Annotated in this window: 20 protein-coding genes; 8 read left to right on the forward strand and 12 right to left on the reverse strand. The window is 71.2% G+C overall.

The annotated features are described in order from the left end of the window. Positions 1–3: 3 nt before the first annotated feature. From ACWF9Z_RS14060 to ACWF9Z_RS14075, 4 genes are all read right to left on the reverse strand, one after another. On the reverse strand, positions 4–1,215 hold the full coding sequence (locus ACWF9Z_RS14060) for a TIGR03364 family FAD-dependent oxidoreductase (protein WP_453601600.1): 1,212 nt from the start codon (positions 1,213–1,215) through the stop codon (positions 4–6). 138 nt (positions 1,216–1,353) lie between these two features. After that, positions 1,354–2,133, reverse strand: coding sequence for a GntR family transcriptional regulator (locus ACWF9Z_RS14065; RefSeq protein WP_453601603.1), 780 nt, complete (start codon positions 2,131–2,133; stop codon positions 1,354–1,356). A 176-nt stretch (positions 2,134–2,309) separates the two neighbouring features. Then, positions 2,310–3,056 (reverse strand): hypothetical protein, encoded by a 747-nt coding sequence (locus tag ACWF9Z_RS14070; protein WP_453601606.1) that lies wholly within the window; start codon positions 3,054–3,056, stop codon positions 2,310–2,312. A gap of 624 nt (positions 3,057–3,680) precedes the next feature. Beyond that, the gene (locus ACWF9Z_RS14075; RefSeq protein ID WP_453601609.1) at positions 3,681–5,030 is read right to left on the reverse strand and encodes an ROK family transcriptional regulator; all 1,350 of its coding nucleotides are present in this window, start codon (positions 5,028–5,030) and stop codon (positions 3,681–3,683) included. Positions 5,031–5,110: 80 nt separating this feature from the next. On the opposite strand from ACWF9Z_RS14075, the gene ACWF9Z_RS14080 reads away from it, so the two are divergent. Next, positions 5,111–6,202, forward strand: a complete 1,092-nt coding sequence (locus tag ACWF9Z_RS14080; protein ID WP_453601612.1) for a Gfo/Idh/MocA family oxidoreductase — start codon at positions 5,111–5,113, stop codon at positions 6,200–6,202. 527 nt (positions 6,203–6,729) lie between these two features. Here ACWF9Z_RS14080 and ACWF9Z_RS14085 read toward each other — a convergent pair. The 4 genes from ACWF9Z_RS14085 to ACWF9Z_RS14100 all read right to left on the reverse strand — a co-directional run bounded on the left by ACWF9Z_RS14085 (position 6,730) and on the right by ACWF9Z_RS14100 (position 10,169). Further along, positions 6,730–7,587 carry a fumarylacetoacetate hydrolase family protein gene (locus ACWF9Z_RS14085; RefSeq protein WP_453601615.1) on the reverse strand — a complete coding sequence of 286 codons (858 nt, stop codon included), beginning with the start codon at positions 7,585–7,587 and terminating at the stop codon, positions 6,730–6,732. A 122-nt stretch (positions 7,588–7,709) separates the two neighbouring features. Further along, positions 7,710–8,546 carry a hypothetical protein gene (locus ACWF9Z_RS14090; RefSeq protein ID WP_453601618.1) on the reverse strand — a complete coding sequence of 279 codons (837 nt, stop codon included), beginning with the start codon at positions 8,544–8,546 and terminating at the stop codon, positions 7,710–7,712. A 259-nt stretch (positions 8,547–8,805) separates the two neighbouring features. Then, entirely contained in the window at positions 8,806–9,165 is a 360-nt protein-coding gene (locus tag ACWF9Z_RS14095) for a DUF6412 domain-containing protein (protein WP_453601621.1), read from the reverse strand. 191 nt (positions 9,166–9,356) lie between these two features. Next, on the reverse strand, positions 9,357–10,169 hold the full coding sequence (locus ACWF9Z_RS14100) for a class E sortase (RefSeq protein ID WP_453601624.1): 813 nt from the start codon (positions 10,167–10,169) through the stop codon (positions 9,357–9,359). Positions 10,170–10,225: 56 nt separating this feature from the next. Here ACWF9Z_RS14100 and ACWF9Z_RS14105 point away from each other — a divergent pair, with 56 nt between their 5' ends. The 4 genes from ACWF9Z_RS14105 to ACWF9Z_RS14120 are packed head-to-tail and all read left to right on the forward strand — an operon-like array spanning position 10,226 to position 13,701. Then, positions 10,226–11,233, forward strand: coding sequence for an SEC-C metal-binding domain-containing protein (locus tag ACWF9Z_RS14105; protein ID WP_453601627.1), 1,008 nt, complete (start codon positions 10,226–10,228; stop codon positions 11,231–11,233). Positions 11,234–11,265: 32 nt separating this feature from the next. Continuing rightward, the gene (locus ACWF9Z_RS14110) at positions 11,266–12,219 is read left to right on the forward strand and encodes a NaeI family type II restriction endonuclease (protein WP_453601820.1); all 954 of its coding nucleotides are present in this window, start codon (positions 11,266–11,268) and stop codon (positions 12,217–12,219) included. A gap of 30 nt (positions 12,220–12,249) precedes the next feature. After that, the gene (locus tag ACWF9Z_RS14115) at positions 12,250–13,224 is read left to right on the forward strand and encodes a hypothetical protein (RefSeq protein ID WP_453601630.1); all 975 of its coding nucleotides are present in this window, start codon (positions 12,250–12,252) and stop codon (positions 13,222–13,224) included. A gap of 21 nt (positions 13,225–13,245) precedes the next feature. Beyond that, positions 13,246–13,701, forward strand: a complete 456-nt coding sequence (locus tag ACWF9Z_RS14120; protein WP_453601632.1) for a very short patch repair endonuclease — start codon at positions 13,246–13,248, stop codon at positions 13,699–13,701. Here ACWF9Z_RS14120 and ACWF9Z_RS14125 read toward each other — a convergent pair. Next, positions 13,636–14,775, reverse strand: a complete 1,140-nt coding sequence (locus ACWF9Z_RS14125) for a DNA cytosine methyltransferase (protein WP_453601635.1) — start codon at positions 14,773–14,775, stop codon at positions 13,636–13,638. The genes ACWF9Z_RS14120 and ACWF9Z_RS14125 overlap by 66 nt on opposite strands. 158 nt (positions 14,776–14,933) lie before the next feature. Here ACWF9Z_RS14125 and ACWF9Z_RS14130 point away from each other — a divergent pair, with 158 nt between their 5' ends. Next, complete coding sequence (locus tag ACWF9Z_RS14130; RefSeq protein WP_453601638.1) at positions 14,934–15,689, forward strand: HNH endonuclease; 756 nt, start codon at positions 14,934–14,936, stop codon at positions 15,687–15,689. Positions 15,690–15,721: 32 nt separating this feature from the next. Here the strand turns inward: ACWF9Z_RS14130 and ACWF9Z_RS14135 are convergent, their stop codons facing one another. Together ACWF9Z_RS14135 and ACWF9Z_RS14140 are read right to left on the reverse strand one after the other, a co-directional pair. After that, a complete protein-coding gene (locus ACWF9Z_RS14135; RefSeq protein ID WP_453601640.1) occupies positions 15,722–16,099 on the reverse strand; it encodes a hypothetical protein in 378 nt (125 codons plus the stop codon). Between the two features lie 408 nt (positions 16,100–16,507). After that, on the reverse strand, positions 16,508–17,050 hold the full coding sequence (locus ACWF9Z_RS14140; protein ID WP_453601643.1) for a GNAT family N-acetyltransferase: 543 nt from the start codon (positions 17,048–17,050) through the stop codon (positions 16,508–16,510). Positions 17,051–17,234: 184 nt separating this feature from the next. On the opposite strand from ACWF9Z_RS14140, the gene ACWF9Z_RS14145 reads away from it, so the two are divergent. After that, a complete protein-coding gene (locus ACWF9Z_RS14145; RefSeq protein WP_453601645.1) occupies positions 17,235–17,414 on the forward strand; it encodes a hypothetical protein in 180 nt (59 codons plus the stop codon). A gap of 153 nt (positions 17,415–17,567) precedes the next feature. Further along, entirely contained in the window at positions 17,568–17,867 is a 300-nt protein-coding gene (locus ACWF9Z_RS14150; protein WP_453601647.1) for a hypothetical protein, read from the forward strand. A gap of 108 nt (positions 17,868–17,975) precedes the next feature. On the opposite strand, the gene ACWF9Z_RS14155 is transcribed toward ACWF9Z_RS14150, so the two are convergent. Further along, positions 17,976–19,319, reverse strand: a complete 1,344-nt coding sequence (locus ACWF9Z_RS14155) for a DUF445 domain-containing protein (RefSeq protein WP_453601650.1) — start codon at positions 19,317–19,319, stop codon at positions 17,976–17,978. Positions 19,320–19,447 lie beyond the last annotated feature (128 nt).

Genomic DNA, 19,447 nt, shown 5'->3' on the forward strand with positions numbered 1-19,447 from the left:
TGCTTACCAGCCCAGTTCGTTCGCGGTGGTCTCGGCTATGGCGGGCGAGCAGGTCATGCCCCGGCCGCCGGGTCCGGTCACCAGCCAGACGCCGTCGCTCACCTGCTGGCGGTGGACGACGCGGGTGGTGTCGGTGCACTGCGCGTACACGCCCGCCCAGCGGTGCCTGATCTTCGGCAGCGGGCGGCCCAGGAAGGACTCGACGACCTCGGCGAGGTGCTCGTAGGGGTCTTCGAGGGTGTCGAACGCGAAGGGGTGCTCGTACTCGTGCGTGTCGCCGATGGTCAGTCCGCCGTCCCGGCGCTGGACCATCAGCAGTTGCATCTTGTGCGCGGCGGCGATCGGCGCCTGGGCCTGCTCGGCGTTGAGCGCGTCGAGGGCGCCGCTCCGGTAGGCGGGGTAGTAGCGGAAGCTGTCGGCGTCGGCGACCGAGGTCGTCAGGGCCTCGCCGAGGGGGGCGGTCTGCATCATCTGCAACCGGACGCGGCGCACCGGCAGGTCGGGGACCAGCTCGCGGACGAGTCCGGACAGCCAGGCACCGGTGGCGAGGACGACGGCGTCGCCCTGGTGGACGTCCCCGTGGTCGTCGCGGACGGCGGCGGGGCCGAGGCGGGAGCGGGAGCTCGGGCCGGAGCTCGGGCCCGAGCCGGAGCCGGAGCCGGAGCTTGGGCCGGCGCCGGATCGCGGGCCGGAGCCGGTGACCTCGCGGACTTCGCGGCCGGGGAGGAAGGTGTAGCGGCCGGAGGCCTTGAGGGCCTCCCGCAGGTGGGGTTGGGCGGTGCGCGGCTCGACGGCGGCGTCGCGCTCGCACCACAGGGCGGCCTCGAAGGCGCCGCGCAGGGCCGGGTTGATCTTCCGGGCCTCCTCGGCGGTGACCAGCGCGTAGCCGCGGGCGGCGGCGTCGGGGCGGACGACGGCCGCCTCGGCGACGGCGAACTCGCGGGCGTTGCGGACCGGGGTGAGGGAACCGATGGCGCGGAAGCCCAGGCCGGGCACCCGTTCCCCGATCTCCTCCCAGAGCTGACGGGCCCGCAGGGCAGTGGCGAGCTCCTCGCCCCCGGCCCGTCCGCTGACCCAGATCTGGCCGAAATTGCGCAGTGACGCGCCGCGGGCCTCGGCCTCCCGCTCGATCTGGACGACCTCGTGGCCGCGTTCGACTGCTTGCCAGGCGTGCATGGTGCCGACCACGCCGCCTCCGACGACTATGACTCTCACGTGCTCCACGGTGGTGGCGGCCCGTGACCCGGGAGGATCGCGCGGGCGACGCGCCGGTGAACAGCCCCCGACGCTTGGACTAGACCCATTATGCTTTCGTGATGAAGAGATGTCGGATTGATGCGCTTCAGTGGTGGTTCATTCGGTCGCGGAGGGGCGCAGGCGGGTCGTGAAGCTGAACCGGTCGCCACGGTAGAGCGAACGCACCCGCTCCAGCGGCCGGCCGTCCCGGTCCCGCGAGAAACGGTGGATGAGCAGCATCGGGAGCGCGGGCGGCGTGCCGATCAGCAGGGCCTCGCGGGGGGTCGCGAGGACCGTTTCCAGCTTCTCGTCGGCCTCGCCGAAGGAGATGCCGAGGCTGTCGCGGAGGTAGCCGTAGAAGGAGGAGTCCGGCTGGAAATCGAGGTCGAGGCGCGGCGCGCGGGCGACGCGGAGGTACGTGCTCTCCAGTCCGACCCGTTCCTCGTCGGCGAGCAGCACCCGTTCCAGGTGCCAGACGGGCTCCCCCGGTTCGGCGCCGATGCCCGTCGCCACGTCGGCCGGGCAGGGGAACCGCTCCAGGCCGATGAGGCGCCGGCCGGGCGTGCGTCCCTGGCGTCGTACGCCCTCGGTATAACTGGCCAGCGACAGCGGCTGCTCGAGCTTCGGCCCGGCGACGACGGTCCCGCGGCCGGAGCGGCGCAGCCGGCCCTCGAGCAGCAGCTCGCGCAGGGCCTGGCGGACGGTCTCGCGGGAGACCTCGTACCGCTCGGCGAGGTCCCGCTCGGTGGGCAGCGGTCCCCCCTCGCCGAGCTCGTCGAGCAGCCCGGCGATGCGGGCCTTGACGGCGTAGTACTTGGGGATGCGGCCGTGCTCCGGGATCCCGGATCGGACGGGCAGGCCGGGCTGGTGGTGCGCGTACTGGGTCGGTTCTTCCACCCTCGGACTCTACGTGGGCCGCACGGCGGGATACGGGGCGCGGTGATCGGGGGCGCGGGGGGTCACGTCGGCCGGGGCAGGTCGGCCGGGGCGGGTTCGGCCGGGGCAGGTTCGGCCGGGGCAGGTTCGGCCGGGGCAGGTCGGCCGGGGGACTCGGCTCCCGTGCTCGGCTCCGTTCAGGCGGACGGGGTGGCGCGCAGGCGGCGGGCTCCGAGGACGAGCCCTCCGCCGACGGCGAGGGCGGTCGCGGCGCCGGCCCCGTACACCCACGCCTCGCGGCTGCGGCCGGTGCGGGCCAGCGCGCCCGCCTCGCCGGTTTCGGCGTCGGGCCCCTGGACGTCGAAGCGGTAGCCGCCGGCCTCGCCGATCCAGTCGCCGTCGTCCCCCTTGCGCTGGACGAGGGCGGCGTCGGCGACGACCTCTCCGTGCGGGGCGTCGGCGGCGAAAGCGAGGCGGACGGTGACGGTCAGGGATCCGTTGGGGCCGACGGCGAAGCCGGCGAAGGCGTCGCCGCCGTCGAAGACGGCGATGATCTCGTCCCGGTCGGTGTGCTCGAGACTGACGGGGAAGGTGCCGGCCTTCGCGTCGAACTCCATCTGGAGATGCGCCGGGCGCAGCACGCGGGCCGTGTCGGTGAGCACGACGACGGGGTGGATGGCGGTGCACTCGGTGGCGGTGGTGTTGGTGAGGTCGAGGTACCAGGTCTGCGGGGCACCGCCGGCGCGGTACACGGCCGGGCCGCCGCGGATCCGCGCACTGATGGGGAACTGGGGGCTCTTCCCGTCGCCGCAGACGGCCTCCACGCGGGAGGGCAGCGCGGGGGCGGGGTGGGCCCCGCCGCCGGTGCCGATGTCCGCGGCCGCGGTGGGGGCGGCGACGGCGGCGAGAACGGCGGAGAGGGCAAGGGCTTTGCGCAGTCGCATGGAAGACCTTCACTACTCGCCGACGGACAGGACGATCGTCGGACGAGGTGACCATCACCTCGGCCCTGCCCGCACCCTCCCACGCGCCCGCGACCCCTTGTCCACCACCACGCCCGAGTCCTCCGCGATTCCCCCCATATGGCGGTCATGTGCGTTCCGGGCTCGGGAACCCAGGGTCCTGTGCTCTCCGTGGCCCCGGGAACCCACGGATACGTGCGTTCCGGTTCCGGGCCCGGGAACCCACCCTCACGTGCCTCCCGGGACCGGGATCCACGGACACGCGTGTTCCGGGTGCGAGAATCCATGGTCACGTGCGCTCCGGGCGCAAGAACCCGCGGCGCGGGCGTTCCGGGCACCGGAACCCGCGGACCGGCACTCTCCGAGGCCCCGGAACCCACGGTCACGTGCGTTGCGGGCGCGAGAACCAGCGACCGACCCGTGCGTCCGGTCCCGGGAACCCGCGGCCGGCCCGTGCGTCCGGTCCCGGGAACCCACCCCCACCTGACCTCACCGGAAGCCCGAAACCCCAGCGCGCCACGCCCACCACTGCCACGCTGCCCACCACTGCCGCGCCCTGCCCACCGCCGCGCCGCCCGCACCGTGCCGCCCGCCCGTCCGCCGGGCTCAGCCCGCCCCCCGCCCGAACACCGGCGCGAGGACGAGTTCCGCCGCCCCCTCCGCGACGCCGACCTCCGCGAGGTCGACCCTCACTCCCTCACCGTCAGCCAGGGACAGCGGCAAGGCCAGCGACCTCTTCCCCACCACCGCCCGGACCCCGTCCAGGAACACGCCCGGCGCGGCCTCCACCACGCGCCCTCCCAGCAACACCCGGTCCACATCCAGCAACGCGACCAGGTTCGCCGCCGCCTCCCCCACGATCCGCGCGGCCTCCTCCAACCGACCCTGGGCCACCGCCTCCAGGCACAGCACCTCCGCACACCCGCGCCCACCGCACCGGCACGGCGGCCCGTCCAGCCTCAGCACCTGATGCCCGAACTCCCCCGCCGCGGAGCGCCGTCCCCGGTACACCTCTCCGCCGGCGCCCAGCCGGAGCCCCGCGCCCAGCCCGGTGCCGACGTGTACGTACGCCACGGCCAGACCGAAGCCACCCCCACCAAAACTGCCGCCCCCCAGGCCGCCGCCACTGAAGCCACCCCCACCGGAGTCGGCCGCACCAAAGGAGGCACCGCCGGACCCGGCCGCGCCGAAGCCCCGACCGCCGCGGCCGCCCTCGCCCAAGGCGCTCCCGCCGGCGTCCGCCCCGCCAAGTCCGGCCCCGTCGGAGCCGACCGGCCCTGAGCCAACCGGTCCGGAGCCAGTCGGCCCGGAGCCGACCCCACCGAAGCCGACCCCGCCGAAGCCCGCGCCCGCGACCCCCGCGTTCGTGTCCTTGTCCACCAGTACCGGGAGGCCGAGCCGCCCCTCCAGTACCTCCCGCAACGGGAACCCCTCCCATTCCGGATGTCCCGTCACCCGCCCCAGCACCCCGGTCCGCCAGTCCAGCGGACCCGGCGCGGCCACGCCGACGCCCAGGACCGGCGGCCGCCCGGCCGCGCCGCCGTCCCCCACCCGCGCGACCGCCCGTACGAGCTCCTCCACCGCCCCGTCCGGACCGGCCCCGAAGTCCAGCGGGCCCCGCCAGCGGGCGACGACGCGACCAGCCAGGTCCACCCGTACCGCCGTCAGCTCGTCGCGGTCCAGGTGCACCCCGACCGCGTACCGCGCCTCCGGCACCAGCCTCAGCAGCGTCCGCGGCTTGCCGCCCGTCGACGCCTCGCGTCCCGCGTCGGCCACCAGGCCCTCCGCCCGCAGCCGCGCCGTGATCTTGCTGACGGCCTGCGGGGTGAGACCCGTACGGTCGGCGAGATCACCGCGACCGAGGCCCGGGAGGCCGGCGAGACCGGCGCCGCGCAGCAGGTCCAGTACCAGCGCGTCGTTGTGCCCGCGCAGCACCGGCAGATTCACGCCGCTCACATTGCCCCTGCTACCCCAGTCCACCTGCCCATTGTCCACCCTCCTTGCACTTAGGCAACACTGTTGCCAAAGTGTTCGGCATGAACGACACCGCCCCCGCCACCTCCCTCCGCGTCGGACTCGTCGGCTACGGACTGGCCGGTTCCGTCTTCCACGCCCCGCTCGTGTCCGCGACCGACGGCCTCGTCCTCGACACCGTCGTCACCTCGGACCCGGGCCGCGCCGCCCAGGCCCGCGAGGCCTACCCGGACGTCCGGATCGCCGCCACCGCCACCGAGCTGCTCGAACAGAGCCCCACCCTCGACCTCGCCGTCATCGCCTCCCCCAACAAGACGCACGTCCCGCTCGCCACCGCCGCCCTCACCGCCGGCATCCCGGTGGTCGTGGACAAGCCGCTCGCCGCGACCGCCGCCGAGGCCCGCGAGCTGGCCGCGCTCGCGGACCGGACCGGGACCTTCCTCTCCGTCTTCCAGAACCGTCGCTGGGACAACGACTTCCTCACCCTGCGCCGCCTCCTCTCCGACGGAGAGCTCGGCGAGATCCAGCGCTTCGAATCCCGCTTCGAGCGCTGGCGCCCGCAGCTCAAGGGCGGCTGGCGCGAGTCCGGAGCCCCGGAGGAGATCGGCGGCCTGCTGTACGACCTCGGCAGCCACGTCGTCGACCAGGCGCTGGTGCTGTTCGGGCCTGCCGTACGGGTCTACGCGGAGACCGACGTCCGCCGCCCGGGCGCGGAGGCCGACGACGACACCTTCATCGCGCTCACGCACGCGAGCGGGGTCCGCTCGCACCTGTACGTGAGCGCGACCACGGCCCAGCTGGGGCCGCGGTTCCGGGTGCTCGGTTCCCGCGCGGGCTACGTCAAGTACGGCCTGGACCCGCAGGAGGGCGCCCTGCGCGACGGGCTGCGGCCCGGCGACCCCGGGCGCACGTGGGGCGAGGAGCCCGAGCACCTCTGGGGCCGGCTGGGCTCCGGGGAGTCGCCGCTGACCGGCGGCGGGACCCAGGTGCCGACGGCCCCGGGCGACTACCCGGCGTACTACGCGGCCGTGGCCGAGGCGCTGCGCACCGGCGGGCCGGCCCCGGTCACGGCACTCGAGGCGGCGCACTGCCTCGACGTACTGGAGGCGGCGCGCAAGTCCTCGCAGGCCGGGGTGACCGTCGAGCTCGGCTGAGGACGCCGACACCCCCGGCACGCCCGGGCGCCCCGGCCACCGAGCGACCGGACCAGCCGGCCGCCCGCACACCACCCGACCGGGCCACCGGGCGACCGAGCGGCCGAGCGGCCGGGGAGCCAAGCGACCACGCGGCCGGGGGCAGGCCACCGGGCCGGGAGTCCGCATACCGGAGGCCAGGCCCACCGGCCCGGTCGCCCGGTCCGGTGGCTCGGTGGCCTGGCCGAGGGTCCGGGCCGGAAGCCGGGGACCGGACGGCCGAAGCCCGAAGCCCGGGAACCAGACGACCCAGGCCCGGAGACCGGACGACCGGAGCCGGGAACCAGACGACCCAGGCCCAAGGACCAGACGACCGGAGCCGGGAACCAGACGCCCCAGGCCCGAGGACCAGACGGCCGAGGCCCGAGGACGGGAGGCCAGGCGACCAAGGGTCGGAGGACGCGCGGCCGGGCGAGCAGGGCCGGAGGGCGCGAAAGGGGCGGTGCCGTCGATGACGGCACCGCCCCTCGCGTCCGCGCGCGGCGGGACTACGCGCTCTTGAACGCCTGGCGCTGACGGCCGAGGCCCTCGATCTCCAGCTCCACGACGTCACCGGCCCGCAGGAACGGCTTCGGCTCCGGCTGGCCGGCGGCCACGCCGGCCGGGGTGCCGGTGACGAGGACGTCGCCCGGGTACAGGGTCATGAACTGGCTGACGTAGCGGACGACCTCGCCCACCGGGAAGATCTGGTCCGAGGTGTGGCCGTCCTGCTTGAGCTCGCCGTTGACCCACAGCTTCACGTCCAGCGCCTGCGGGTCCGGGACCTCGTCCGCGGTGACCAGCCAGGGGCCGAGCGGGGTGAAGGTCTCGCAGTTCTTGCCCTTGTCCCAGGTGCCGCCGCGCTCGGTCTGGAAGGCGCGCTCGGTCACGTCGTTGACCAGCACGTAGCCGCCGACGTGCGCGAGACCCTCCTCGGCCGAGGCCAGGTAGCGGGCGGTGGCGCCGATGACGACGCCGAGTTCGGCCTCCCAGTCGGTCTTGACGCTGCCGCGCGGGATCAGCACGGTGTCGTCGGGACCGACCACGGTGTCGGAGGCCTTGAGGAACAGGATCGGCTCGGCCGGCGCCTCGGCGCCGACCTCGGCCGCGTGCCCGTGGTAGTTCAGGCCGATGCCCACGACCTTGCCTATGCGGCCCACGGCGGACCCGATCCGCAGCCCCTCGGCGTCCAGCACCGGGAGCTCACCGGACCCGGCCGCGTCCCGTACGCGGGTCAGCACGGAGTCGTCGGCCAGCAGCGCGCCGTCCACATCCGTGATCAGGCCGGACAGGTCCCGCAGGGTCCCGTCCTGGTCGAGCAGCGCGGGGCGCTCCGACCCGGCGGGTCCTACACGCAGCAGCTTCATGGGCATTCTCCCGTGGTCGTGGGTGGTCGGCCCATGGGCGTGCCCTGGGCCGGCCGATGGGTTGCGGCCATCGGAGGATTGGTCGATCCTCCAAGATGCCGACTTAATCCGCAAGACCCCGTTCACAGACTGGAACGCCCTGCTCCGGCAGTCTCGGCAGTCTTCCGCCCGGCCCGCTCCTTGCGGTGCTGGAGCCACGCCCGCTCGGCCACGGACCAGGCGGTGGTGGTGACCAGGTACAGCCCGGCGGCCAGCGGCACCACGGCAGCCGTGATCAGCGTCCCGAAGGACAGCAGGGGCAGTACGCCGCCCAGCTTGCGCATGACCTCCTGCTGCTCGGCAGTCACCACGCTCCCCGCACCAGCACCGACACGGGCGCCACCGACACCGGCGCGGGCACCGGCACCAGCACCCGCACGGGCGCGGGCACGGGCACCACCGACACCGGCCCCGGCCCCGGCCCCGGCACGAGCACCGGCCGTCCCGCCGGACTTCGTCCCAACACCGGCAGCAGCGGTTTCCGCAGCGACGCCGGCCGCCAGCGCCGCGGTCCTGCGCCCGCGCACCGCGCTCCACGCGGCCACCGCCGCGATGGCGGCGAACAGCCCGATGAACACCAGCCCCCGCGCCCCGAACAGGCCGCCCTCCCCGAGCGCGTCCGCCCACCGGTCCCCCAGCGGCGCGGCGAACAGCCGGTGCCCGAGCAACTCGTTGGCGGCCCCGCCGATCTCCGCCGAGGAAAACGCCCGGTACATCACGAAGAACACCGGCAACTGCAGCAGCACGGGCAGGCAGCCGGCCACCGGGGTCGCCCCGCGGAAGGCGGCCCGGCTCAGCGGGTGCAGCGCGAGCCGCACGAGCACGGTGAACAACACGATCGCGGCAGCGGTCGCTGACTCGGCCAGCACCGGTTCCAGGAACCGGCCCAGCAGAGCGACAAGATGGGTGAATACGGACACGTGGGCCCTCCGAAGGGTCTCGTCGAACGTCGAAAAGAGATGCGTTTTCGGCGTGACGACCCGCGAGGGGCGACAACAGTGATCAGCGGTTCTCTGGATCGGCAGAGCGCCGAGGGCAGCAGACCGGTGGTTCGGCAGACCAGTGGATGTGGATCCGGAATTGGATCTGGAACTGGATCTGGATCTGCGGAATCGGCGATCAGCGGTCGACGGTCAGCGACCGGGAAGAACCGTGAGGATCGGAAGGAGCTGCGCGCCCCTACGCGGCCGTCGGGACCGGACGGCCGGGTGCCCTGGGCCGCGACCGGCCCGAGGCATCGGGATCGCGCTGCGGCAGGAACGCCGTGCGCTGCTCACGATCACGGATCGCGGTGCGTATTCGGTGCGGCGGCACGGGTCGGACGAGCCGCGCGGCCATGGCCGAGGCGCCCACGGCGAGGGTGGCCGCCAGGGCGACCACGACCGCTCCGAGCCCGCCCTCACCGGCGAACAGCCCGAGGAATCCGGCGAGCAGGACGAGCGGCACGAGCACGGACAGCAGCCGGGCGACGAGCCGCGAGGAGCCCCCGGCGGCAGGCGGCGCGAAGCGCGCGGGACGAAGACTGCTGCGCCCTGCCATGTGACCCGCCCCTTCCCGCTCCAGAACCCGCTACGACTCCAGCTCAACCACGACGAGGAGTCCACATCGAACCCGAACCGAAGTCGAATGCGAAGTCGAACTCGAGACCGATCCTAGCCGCCCCCGCCGACAACGGGCAGGGCTGTGGATCACGTGCCGGCACCTCCCCGCCGGACCGCCCGTCTCCCTCGTCAACGCTTGAGCGTCCCCCACACCACGAGCCGGTACTTGGACGTGTACTCGGGCGTGCACGTGGTGAGCGTGATGTACGCGCCGGGCTCGTCGTAGCCGTAGTCCGGTTTGACGATGCTGCGCGGGACGGGCGCGATCACCCCGGTATCGCGTTCGGTCGTCTCGCTCAAGGTCTTGCCCACGACGTACACGAACCGCTTCCCCCTCACCTCGACGATCAGCTCGTCCCCGGTCCTCAGCCGGTTGATGTGGCGGAAGGGTTCTCCGTGCGTGTTCCGGTGCCCCGCGAGCGCGAAGTTGCCCTCCGCCCCGGGCTGCGCGGTCCCGACGTAGTGACCGGCGTACCCCTTGTCCAGCACCGACCGCTTGTCCACCCCCTGCGCGACGGGCACGACGACGCCGAGACGGGGAATGCGCAGGACCCCGTACGCCGCCTCCTGCACCGACGGCTTGCGCACGGGGCCCGGAGACCGGCCGGCAGGGCTCTCGTCGGGCGCGGCCGACGCGTCCTCGGGCGTCACGGCGGGGTCCGGCGTGGGCGTGGCGTCGACACCGGCACCCGCACCCGCGCTCGGCTCCGGCTCCGGCTCCGGTCCGAGGGCCGCCCACGCGCCCTCCAGGTCCGTCACCTGTTCGTGCGCCGCCGCGAGGGCCTGCCGGTTGGTCCACCACACCTGGTGCACCACGAGCAACAACACCACCACGCCGAGGGTCACGGCCAGTTCCCCGGCCGCCCACAGCACCCCCGCGAGACCGGCCCGGCGCGAACGCCGGCCCCTCCCCTGCACCACGACCCGCACGTGATCTCGCACGGGCGGCACCTTAAGTCCTCCCCCGTCAACTGACCAGCGCTAGTACGGTGTCAACCATGCGCCCCGACACGCCTGCCGAGCACATCGCCGAAGCCGAGCGCCTCATCCGCACGGCGACCCGCTACCCCGAGGACCAGGAGCCGCTGCTCCTCCAGGCCGCCGCCCACCTCGAACTGGCCGACGCACGCGAACGGGCGAGCGCCCTCTACGACCAACTCCTCGCCGGGGAAACGGCCGACCCCTCCCTGATCAAGGCCCTCCAGGCCGCCAACCTGTGGGAGTACGGCCACGAGCCCGAGGCCCGCGCCCTGATCTCCGGCATCCGCGCGGCCGCTCCCGAGGACCCCGCGCCCTGGGAGGTCATCGCCGAGGCGCTCGAAGCCCACGACGAGCTGGAAGCCTCGCACGAGTGCTTCACCGAGGCCGCCACCCTCCTCATCCCGGACCACGCCCCCCTCACCCAGGCGACGACCGCGCTCCTGACCGGACGCCACCGCGTACGCCGCCTCCTGGGGCTCCCGCACGACGACTGGGACATGGTCGCGGACACCCGCCACATCGGCCCGATCCCGCTGGACGAACTCCACGACCCCAAGCGCATCTGGGCCCTCGGCTCCGACGACCCCGCCGAGCTGCGCGCCGAGATCGCCCGTCTGCGCGCCGAACTCGGCGACCGCCGCGCCGCGCTCTCCCGTCCCTTCCCGGTGGCCATCCTCCACTGGCCGGCGCGGGAGCTGGCGGAACTCCTCACCTCGTACCCCACCCTGGCCGCCGAATACCCCTCCCACGACGCCCACCTGGCCCAGGTCGAAGCCTCCCTGCGCACCCTGGCCGCCTCGGGCACGACCAACCTCGGCATCGTCACCGCGAGCGTCCCCTCGTACGAAGCCTTCGCCGCCTCGGAGAAGACCTCCCCATCCTCCCCGTCCCTCCTGGCGGAATACGCCACCACCCTCGCGGCCCGCGGCAAAGCCACCTCATGGCCCCCGACCCCGTCCACCCCGTGCTGGTGCACGTCGGGCCGCCCGTACGCGGACTGCCACGCACGAACCGGCAATCAGTGAACTGGGACGGCGAACCCACGCCTCTATTCGACATTTCAGCCGCAACAAACATTTCGGCCACTCGGCCCTCTGACAACGATAGCGAACTCGACGCCGTCTATCGCGAGCTCCTCGGCCTGGACCCGACTGGCGACCGATTCGCCAGGGTCCTGCGAGACACCATAGATCAACTGCTCAATGGCGAGGTCACAGGAAGATACGACTGGGAAACCCTGTCTAAAACGGAGAAGACGCACGCAGGAACTGTTGTCGAGATCAACCTTCAGCGTGAATTCAGATTCGAAGACGGCGATGCAATGGACTACCAAATCGCCAGCATTGATGTCGACTGCAAGTACTCGCAACGGTTCGGGTCCTGGATGATTCCACCCGAGGCGCTAGGTCACGTGTGCCTGCTCGTCTGGGCGGACGACGTCAGTACCTCGTGGAGTGCAGGACTGCTCAGGATTCGGCAAGAATGGCTAAACCGGGGAAACAATCGCGATCAAAAAATGACACTCAGCGCGACTCACCGCGACAAGATCAGATGGCTCTGGAGGGATGCGCCGCTCCCAGAGAACATCCTGTTGCATATGGACCCTGAGGATCGCAGAAGAATCTTCGCGCACACTTCTGGCCAAGCCCGGCTGAATGAACTGTTCCTAAGGGTGCAGAACCGGCGGATCGGCCGCAATGTCGTGCGGACTGTCGCCCAGCAGAAAGACTACATGAAGCGGGTCCGAGGCAATGGCGGATCGAGGAGCGCCCTGCAGAAAAGGGGGATCCTCATCATGGGGGACTATGAAAGTCACCGGAACATTGCAGCTCTCCTCGGCGCGACCATTCCCCGCGAAGGTGAGTTTGTCAGCATCAGAGTCACTCCTGCACCACCCCAGAGCGACAACGGCGTGGTCCAGCTCGACGGACAGGCATGGAAGATCGCGCTGGGCAGCGACCCGATACACCCAGCACCCAGCCTGCCGAACCATACCGCCGCCGGCAGATAGCCCGCCTATCACAGAAAATCGCGGAATGAAATGCCCCTGAGCTCCACACAGAAGCATCTGATCGAGAAGCACCTCGACAATCCTGAATCGATCAGCGCGATCATTCTAGGCCTCTGCTGGCCAAATCATTCCACTTTGTCTGATGCGGCGAACTTTACAATCAAGGCCGGCCAGACTCTCGGCGAGGCGTCCGGAGCGCTGGGATGGACCCCCCAATGGCTCCTGGATGCCGGATATTCCGCATTTGACGCTCACGGTACAGAAATCACCGGGGCTTCTTCTGTATCAGGAATAGTTAACTGGAATCCCGAGGTCCGAACATGCAGGGTTCACGACGCAATCTCTGACTCCGAGAAGCCGGGGAGCCTCCCATACCGTCGCCGGACCTCGGGGGAGATTGCCCTGCTCGCCCTCTGGACTGACGCAGTCAACCGCAACGGTATCGACCTGAAACGCCCGGACAACTTGAGCGGTGGTGCCCGAGGGGCACTTTTCCGTGACCTTCTCATGCATTACTTGCAGTGCAGCCTTCCCGAGGGTTGGCAGGTTCGCCACGAGGTCCCTCTTACGCATATCCGTGGCCTTCACATGCGCCGGGACGTTGGCGACCGGAAAAGCGACATCCTGGTCACCGACTCCGGTTCGCGGCTCGTGGCTGCCATCTCCTCGAAGTGGTCTTGGAGGTCCGACCGCGGAACCGAAGCAGCCCAGATGGTTCCACTGACCAAGTACCGGCCAGATGTCCCATATGCCATGGCGACCGCGGAATTCCCCCGCGCCGCCAGCGTCCCACGGGAGAGCATTGAGGACCGCATCTACCACCTGTGCCCCAGCTGGGTGGGTGCCTGGTCTGCGGTAATCGATCTGCCCAAGAGCGGTAGCCCGCTCGCCTGGCCAGATCTGGACACCCTGCGCAAACAAGGTGACCACGCTGCCAGGACCATGGCCATGAACGGACTCGATAAACTGACCGAGGACCTCCGGAACAGCGGGAACATCCTCTAGGCGCCGAGGAAGGACACAGCCATGACGGGCCAGGAGAGCTGGGAGCCGCCTGTCGGGTCCTGGGCGTCATCCGCCGCCCGGCGCCGAAACATGCAGGCCATTAAGAGCCGCGACACCAAACCTGAACAGCTGGTGCGCCGCTTGGTGCACGCCCGGGGTCTCCGATACCGCGTCGCAGCGAAACCCCTGCCTGATCTCCGCCGGACGGCAGACCTTGTCTTCCGTCCGGCGAAGCTAGCTGTCTTCATCGACGGCTGCTACTGGCATGGCTGCCCTGCTCACTATGTGCCACCGAAGACCAATAGTGGCTACTGGTCAGAGAAGGTCACCCGGAACATGGCCCGCGACAGGGACACCGATTCCCGGTTGCGTGAGGCCGGCTGGACCGTGCTCCGCTTCTGGGAGCACGATTCACCAGAGGCGAGCGCCAGTCAGATTGTCGATATCGCCACTCGGCTCCGCGGGGCTGGGAAATGAGACCGAGACCGCGGGTCCCTCAGCCGTGTGCCGCCTGTGCGCCTCCAGCGCTGCTTTGATCTGGAGACCCACCGCCTTCGCTACGGGAGGCGGAAACGCGTTCCCCACCTGACGGTAAGCCGCGGTCTTACGCCCCGTGAACTCCCAGGCCGGCTCGCCATCTTCAGGACCAAATCCCTGGATCAGTGCAGCCTGCTTGACCGTAATCATAGGGAGAGTCTTGCCAGCCTCTCCAAGGTCACGCGCGGGGTTTTTCGTCGCACCTGTCTTGTCGGGCTCATCGGCTACGCCAAGTCCCGAAACGCCAAGGTTCGCCCAGGCCTTCTTGGCCCGTGTGGGTCCTAGATCCGCCCCGCCGTGCTTCTTTGAGCCGCCCACAAGGGTTGGGGCGATACCTCTGGAAGCCAGCGCGTACCACTCCTTGAGCGCCTTCCCCTTGAGCCCGCGCTTCTGCATCGAGGGCTTGAGGAGATCACCGACCGAGAGTGGTTCCTTCTGATCGGGGGCAGGCAGATGCCAGCCGTCCTCATCGAAGTGCTTCCAGTAGTCAGGCTTCAGCGCCACGAGAACGCTTCGGGGGCGGAGCTGTGTCACCCCGAAGTCGCTGGCTTGGAGTTCCTGCCAGGAACACCGGTAGTCCAGTCCTTCGAGCTCCGCGATGATCTCCTTGCGGTAGCCGTCGAACTTGGCCTGCATCAGGCCCCTGACGTTTTCGATCATGACCGCTGACGGCTCCAGCTGACTGGCCAGCTTGATCATCGTCGGAAATAGATCACGTTCGTCGTCCTTGCCGAGCTGCTTGCCCGCCAGAGAGAAGGGCGGGCAGGGCACGCCACCAGCAAGCAGGTCAACCTTGCCCTTGAGGTCGAGGGCGGCCCCACTGTCGACGTAGGCGCGCAGGTCACCTCTGTGCACTTCCCATGCCGGCCGGTTGGCCTTCAGGGTGTTGCACGCGTTCTCGTCCATCTCGATGAGGAGCGCATGATCGAAACCTGCCCGCTCGAGCCCCAGGGCCTGCCCACCTGCCCCTGCGCAGATCTCAAACGAGGTGAACTTCTTCTCAGTGCTGGTCATGCACCCTCCTTCCAGATTTGCGCGACGGACACACCATGCAATCCGTCCTCACAGAGGGTGACAGACCCCACTGACAACGACCTCCCCAATTGTGCGACACCATTGGACCCGATCGGTACTCTCCGCACGCACGGGCGAACGTCAGTACGATATCTGCCATGCGAAGCCCTGCGTGGACCTGGGATGAACTGCTGCTGGCCTGCGCGCTCGTCGTCAAGAACGGCTGGCGGGAGCTCAGAGTCGGCGATCCCGCTGTGACTGACCTCTCTGATCTGCTCCGGTCCCTGCCTCTGCCCGGGCGGACAGGCCTGGCCGCGCACCTTCCCGAGTACAGGTCGGTCGGCAGCGTTTCCCGCAAAACCACCGATCTTGCTTCCAACCATCCCGAGTACCCGGGCAAGCCCACGAAGGGCGGAAGTCTGGACAAGCTGATCATCGACGCGTTCCTCACCCGTGAAGCCGCGATGCTCCAGGCTGCCCAGTCCATCGAAGACGGCATCGGGTCCGGCCAGCTTGCGTTGATCCCCGAGCAGCCCGACGAAGCAGACGAGGACGGGACGACCGCCGCTGAAGGCCGGCTGCTTGCGCGCTGGGCGATCTCTCGCGAGCGGAACCCAGCGCTGCGCAGGCGCAAGATCAGCCAGGTTCGCAAACTCGGGCTGCCCCTGGAGTGCGCTGTCTGCACCTTCGACTTCCGTTCCGCATACGGATCTCTTGGTGATGGCTACATCGAAGTGCATCATGTCCTGCCACTCCACATCTCGGGCCCTCGCGAGACGAAGTTGAGTGATCTCGCTCTGCTCTGCGCCAACTGCCACCGCATGTGTCATCGCAGCCACAGGGAAGCGTCGTGGCGCACGCCCGATGAGCTGAAGGCCGAAATCGCGAAGATCTTGCCCTCGCAGCAGGCGTAGCTGCCGGTGGCGTACCTGCTGGCCGTGGCATCTCAGGCGCGGAACGGAAGCGGGAGCTGCTGGTGGCCGCGGGCCAGGGCTGTGGGTGGGGTCGGGCGGGGGGTCGCGAGGGTAAGGAAGGTGCGCAGGGCGGCCAGGACTTCGGTGGGGGTGTCGCGGATCATCGACGGGGTGGCGCTGACGACGAGGATGCCGTGGGATTCCAGGCGCAGGCGGCGGAGAGTGGCGTGCCAGGAGTCGCGGGTGTAGTGGTACTCCGCCGAGTCGATCTCCAGGGCCACGCCCTCGTCGGCCCAGTACGCGTCCGGGCTCGCCAGGAAGGTGCCATCCGGGGTGTAGAGGCGGGCGTTCCACAGGGGGGTCGGGAGGTCCGTCGCGGAGAGGGTGTCGCGGGCCTGGGCCTCGGCCACCGAACGGACCCCGGCGAGGAGTTCGGCGGCGGCCTCGCGGATCGCGGGGCGGGTCAGGAGGCGGGAGGCGCGCAGCTCGGTGTGCAGGTCGTGCGGGTGGCACCAGCCCGCCTGGACGACGTGGGCCAGGACCGACCGGATCAGTTCGGGAGCCTCGGAGCGGGCGGCGAAGTCGGCGGCCGCGCGAAGCGGGCGGGCGCTCGGGATGCCGGAGACGGTGAGGGCGGCCTCTGAGCTTCCGGGCCTCTCCGCCCGGAGTTACTGCCCCGCCACGCCCCCGCCACGCCCCCGTCCCGCCCGCTGAGGTCGACCGCCCGGTGGCTCGCCCCGGCGGCGGAGCGGGGGCCGGCGGCGGCGCGGGCCCCGGGGGGCCGAGTCGGCCGGGGCCGAGCTGCCGTGGGAGGTCGGCTAGGCCGCCCGGTTCGGGTGGTCCGGCGACAGGAAGACGATCACGCCCGTTTCCGTGCCCGGCAGGGGGGTGACCTCGTGCCAGCCCAGGCGGCGGTACGTCGCCACCGTCTCCTTGGCCAGGCGGCTGGTCAGCAGCCACGCGCGGCGGTCCGGGGCGTCGGCGGTGATCTCGATCAGCAGGTCGCGGCCGGTGCCGCGGCCGCGCGCGTAGGGGCGTACGGCCAGTTCGTCTATCTCCAGCGCGCCGGTCAGGAGCTCCTTCACCCGGGCCGGACCGAGCTGCGCCGCGACCTGGGCGTACGCACGGTTCTTCGGGAAGGCCGCCGGGGTGATCCAGCCCGTCGCGAAGCCGTCGATGCCGGCGGCGGACTGGGCGAGGGCCGTACGGAAACCACGGCGCCGGGCGTCGGCCGGGAGGCGGGCGGCGAACTGGCGAATGGTTTCTTCGTCTTCGTTCCACGGCGGGGCGGAGAAGACGTCGGCGTAGGCGTCGACCAGTTCGTCCGCGAGGTCGAGGACGGCCTGTCCGTAGCAGATCACGATGTCCTTGCTCCTGGTGTTGAGGTTGGGGGTGGAGGGGGCTGGGTGGTTTGCCCCTTTGGGTGGGAGATTGAATTTATGCCCATCCGGTTGCCTGGGCAGACATCACACGGATCCGGCGAGTGTGCGACAAATCCCCTCCCCCGCTCCGTGTCGGGTGCGGGGCGGCCGCGTTGAGCAGTGCGTGGACAGACTGTTTCGGGTCGCCGGCGGATGCGTGCTCGCGTTCCTTCTCGTCCTGGGCGTGGTCGCGGTGCTGCCGCACGGCGTACGGGAGGCGGTGCCGGATCCGGTGATCGGCGGAGCCGTGCTGGTGCTGGCGGGTTCGATGGGCGCCCGACGGGTGGTCAAGGGTCCGCGTTAGCCTCGGAGGAGGACGGGCGTACGTTTCTATGAGCGTACGACCTGATGAGCGTACTGTTCCGCCGAATATGTGGTGCGGCGCGGTGCGGCGCGGTGCGGCGCGGTGCGGCGCGGTGCGGCGCGATCCGGTTGTCACGTGAAGGAGTGGTGGGGCATGGCACGGGTACCGAGTTCCGTAGTGGCGGCCGCCGGACTGGTCGGCGGGTACGCCGTCGCCCGGTGGACCAAGAAGCGACCCCTCGGCGGGGTCGTGCTCGGCGCCGCCGGGATCGCCGCCGGGCGGGAGTGGCACGAGCGCGGCGGAGTACCCGTCGCGGCCGGGCTCGGCGCGCTGTACCTCGCCGGCTTCGCGGGCGCGCACCCGCTGGCGAAGAAGGTCGGCGCCTGGCCGGCCGTGTTCGCAGCCGCGGGCGTCGTGGCCGCCACGGCCTGGGCCGTCGCCGACCGCGACTGACCGGCGAAGGGGCGGAGCCGAACCGGCTCCGCGCCGGGGCGCTGCGCGGCTGCCGCCCCGGCCGCCCTCCCCCGTCGCAGGCCTCCCACCCCGACGCGCCCCGCCCCGCTACGCGCCCACAGCACGCGACACGGAGTAGATCAGCAGCCCCGCCAGCGCGCCGACGACCGTGCCGTTGATGCGGATGAACTGGAGGTCGCGGCCGATGTGGGCCTCGATCTTGCGGGAGGTGTGCTCGGCGTCCCAGCCCGCCACCGTGTCCGTGATCAGCGAGGTGATCTCCGCCCGGTAGGTGGTGACCACGTACACGACCGCGCCCTCGATCCAGCCCTCCACCTTGTCCTGGAGCCGGCCGTCCGTGGCCAGTCGGGCGCCCAGTGCCATCAGCGAGGACCGGACCCGCAGGCGCAGCGTGCTCCGCTCGTCCTCCGCCGCCGAGATGATCATCGACCGGACGGCCATCCAGGTGGAGGCGATCACGTCCTGCACCTCGTCCCGCGCGAGCAGCTCCGACTTGAGCCGCTCCACCCGCGCCCGCGTCTCCGTGTCCGACTGGAGGTCGGCCGCGAAGTCCGCGAGGAAGCGGTCCACCGCCCCGCGCGCCGGGTGCTCCGGCATGTCCCGCATCTCCTGGACGAAGCGAAGCAGCTCCTTGTAGACCCGGTCGCCGATCTTGCGGTCCACGAAGCGGGGGGTCCACCCCGGCGCCCCGCCCTGGACCGCCGCCTCCACCGAGTCCGCGTGGAGAACCAGCCAGTCGTGCGCCCGCGCGCACACGAGATCCACGACCCGGCGGTGGCCGCCGTCCGCGACGACCTTCTCCAGGGTCTTGCCGATGCCCGGAGCGATCTCCGCCGTCTCCGCACGCCGCGTGATCGCCTCGCCCACGACGGCCTGCACATCGGAATCCCGCAGGACCGTCAGCGCCCCGCGCAGGGCCGTGGCCAGCTCCGCCGTGACCCGGTCCGCGTGCGCGGGCTCGGCCAGCCAGGCACCGAGCCGGCCGCCGATGCCGAGCGCGTGCAGCCTCGTACGCACCACGTCGGCGGAGAGGAAGTTCTCCCCCACGAACTCGCCGAGGGAGATGCCGAGCTGGTCCTTCTTCGTCGGGATGATCGCCGTGTGCGGGATCGGGAGCCCCAGCGGCCTCTGGAACAGCGCGGTGACGGCGAACCAGTCGGCGAGGGCGCCGACCATGCCCGCCTCGGCGGCGGCCGCGACATAGCCCGCCCAGCCGCCCGCACCGTGGTGTTCCGCCCATTTCGCCGCGACGTAGACCAGGGCCACGAGGAGCAGCAGGCCGGTGGCGATCCGCTTCATCTGCCGGACGCCGCGCCGGCGCTCCTCGTCCGCCTCGCTGAAGACGAAGCCGCCCCGCGGCGCCGCCTTCTTCGTGCTGCTGCCCTGCTCCACGTGCTCCTGCTTTCCCCCGGGCGCCGGTTCGGTCTCCATAGCATCCGACTCCCGGGGCGCCCTGGGAGTTCCCGGCGCGCCGGTCGGCTCCTCCCGCTCCTCCTGCCCTGGCCGCTCTGCCTGCTCTGGCCGCTCCTCCTGCTCCTGCGGCCCGGCGACCGCCGCTG

It is taken from the genome of Streptomyces sp. NPDC054961 (assembly GCF_053609145.1).

Bases quoted from the DNA above. Each gene is read 5' to 3' on its own strand.
- ACWF9Z_RS14070 (WP_453601606.1), bottom strand. From the start codon at position 3,056: ATGCGACTGCGCAAAGCCCTTGCCCTCTCCGCCGTTCTCGCCGCCGTC.
- ACWF9Z_RS14080 (WP_453601612.1), top strand. From the start codon at position 5,111: ATGAACGACACCGCCCCCGCCACCTCCCTCCGCGTCGGACTCGTCGGC.
- ACWF9Z_RS14085 (WP_453601615.1), bottom strand. From the start codon at position 7,587: ATGAAGCTGCTGCGTGTAGGACCCGCCGGGTCGGAGCGCCCCGCGCTG.
- ACWF9Z_RS14095 (WP_453601621.1), bottom strand. From the start codon at position 9,165: ATGGCAGGGCGCAGCAGTCTTCGTCCCGCGCGCTTCGCGCCGCCTGCC.
- ACWF9Z_RS14105 (WP_453601627.1), top strand. From the start codon at position 10,226: ATGCGCCCCGACACGCCTGCCGAGCACATCGCCGAAGCCGAGCGCCTC.
- ACWF9Z_RS14115 (WP_453601630.1), top strand. From the start codon at position 12,250: ATGCCCCTGAGCTCCACACAGAAGCATCTGATCGAGAAGCACCTCGAC.
- ACWF9Z_RS14120 (WP_453601632.1), top strand. From the start codon at position 13,246: ATGACGGGCCAGGAGAGCTGGGAGCCGCCTGTCGGGTCCTGGGCGTCA.
- ACWF9Z_RS14125 (WP_453601635.1), bottom strand. From the start codon at position 14,775: ATGACCAGCACTGAGAAGAAGTTCACCTCGTTTGAGATCTGCGCAGGG.
- ACWF9Z_RS14130 (WP_453601638.1), top strand. From the start codon at position 14,934: ATGCGAAGCCCTGCGTGGACCTGGGATGAACTGCTGCTGGCCTGCGCG.
- ACWF9Z_RS14150 (WP_453601647.1), top strand. From the start codon at position 17,568: ATGGCACGGGTACCGAGTTCCGTAGTGGCGGCCGCCGGACTGGTCGGC.
- ACWF9Z_RS14155 (WP_453601650.1), bottom strand. From the start codon at position 19,319: ATGGAGACCGAACCGGCGCCCGGGGGAAAGCAGGAGCACGTGGAGCAG.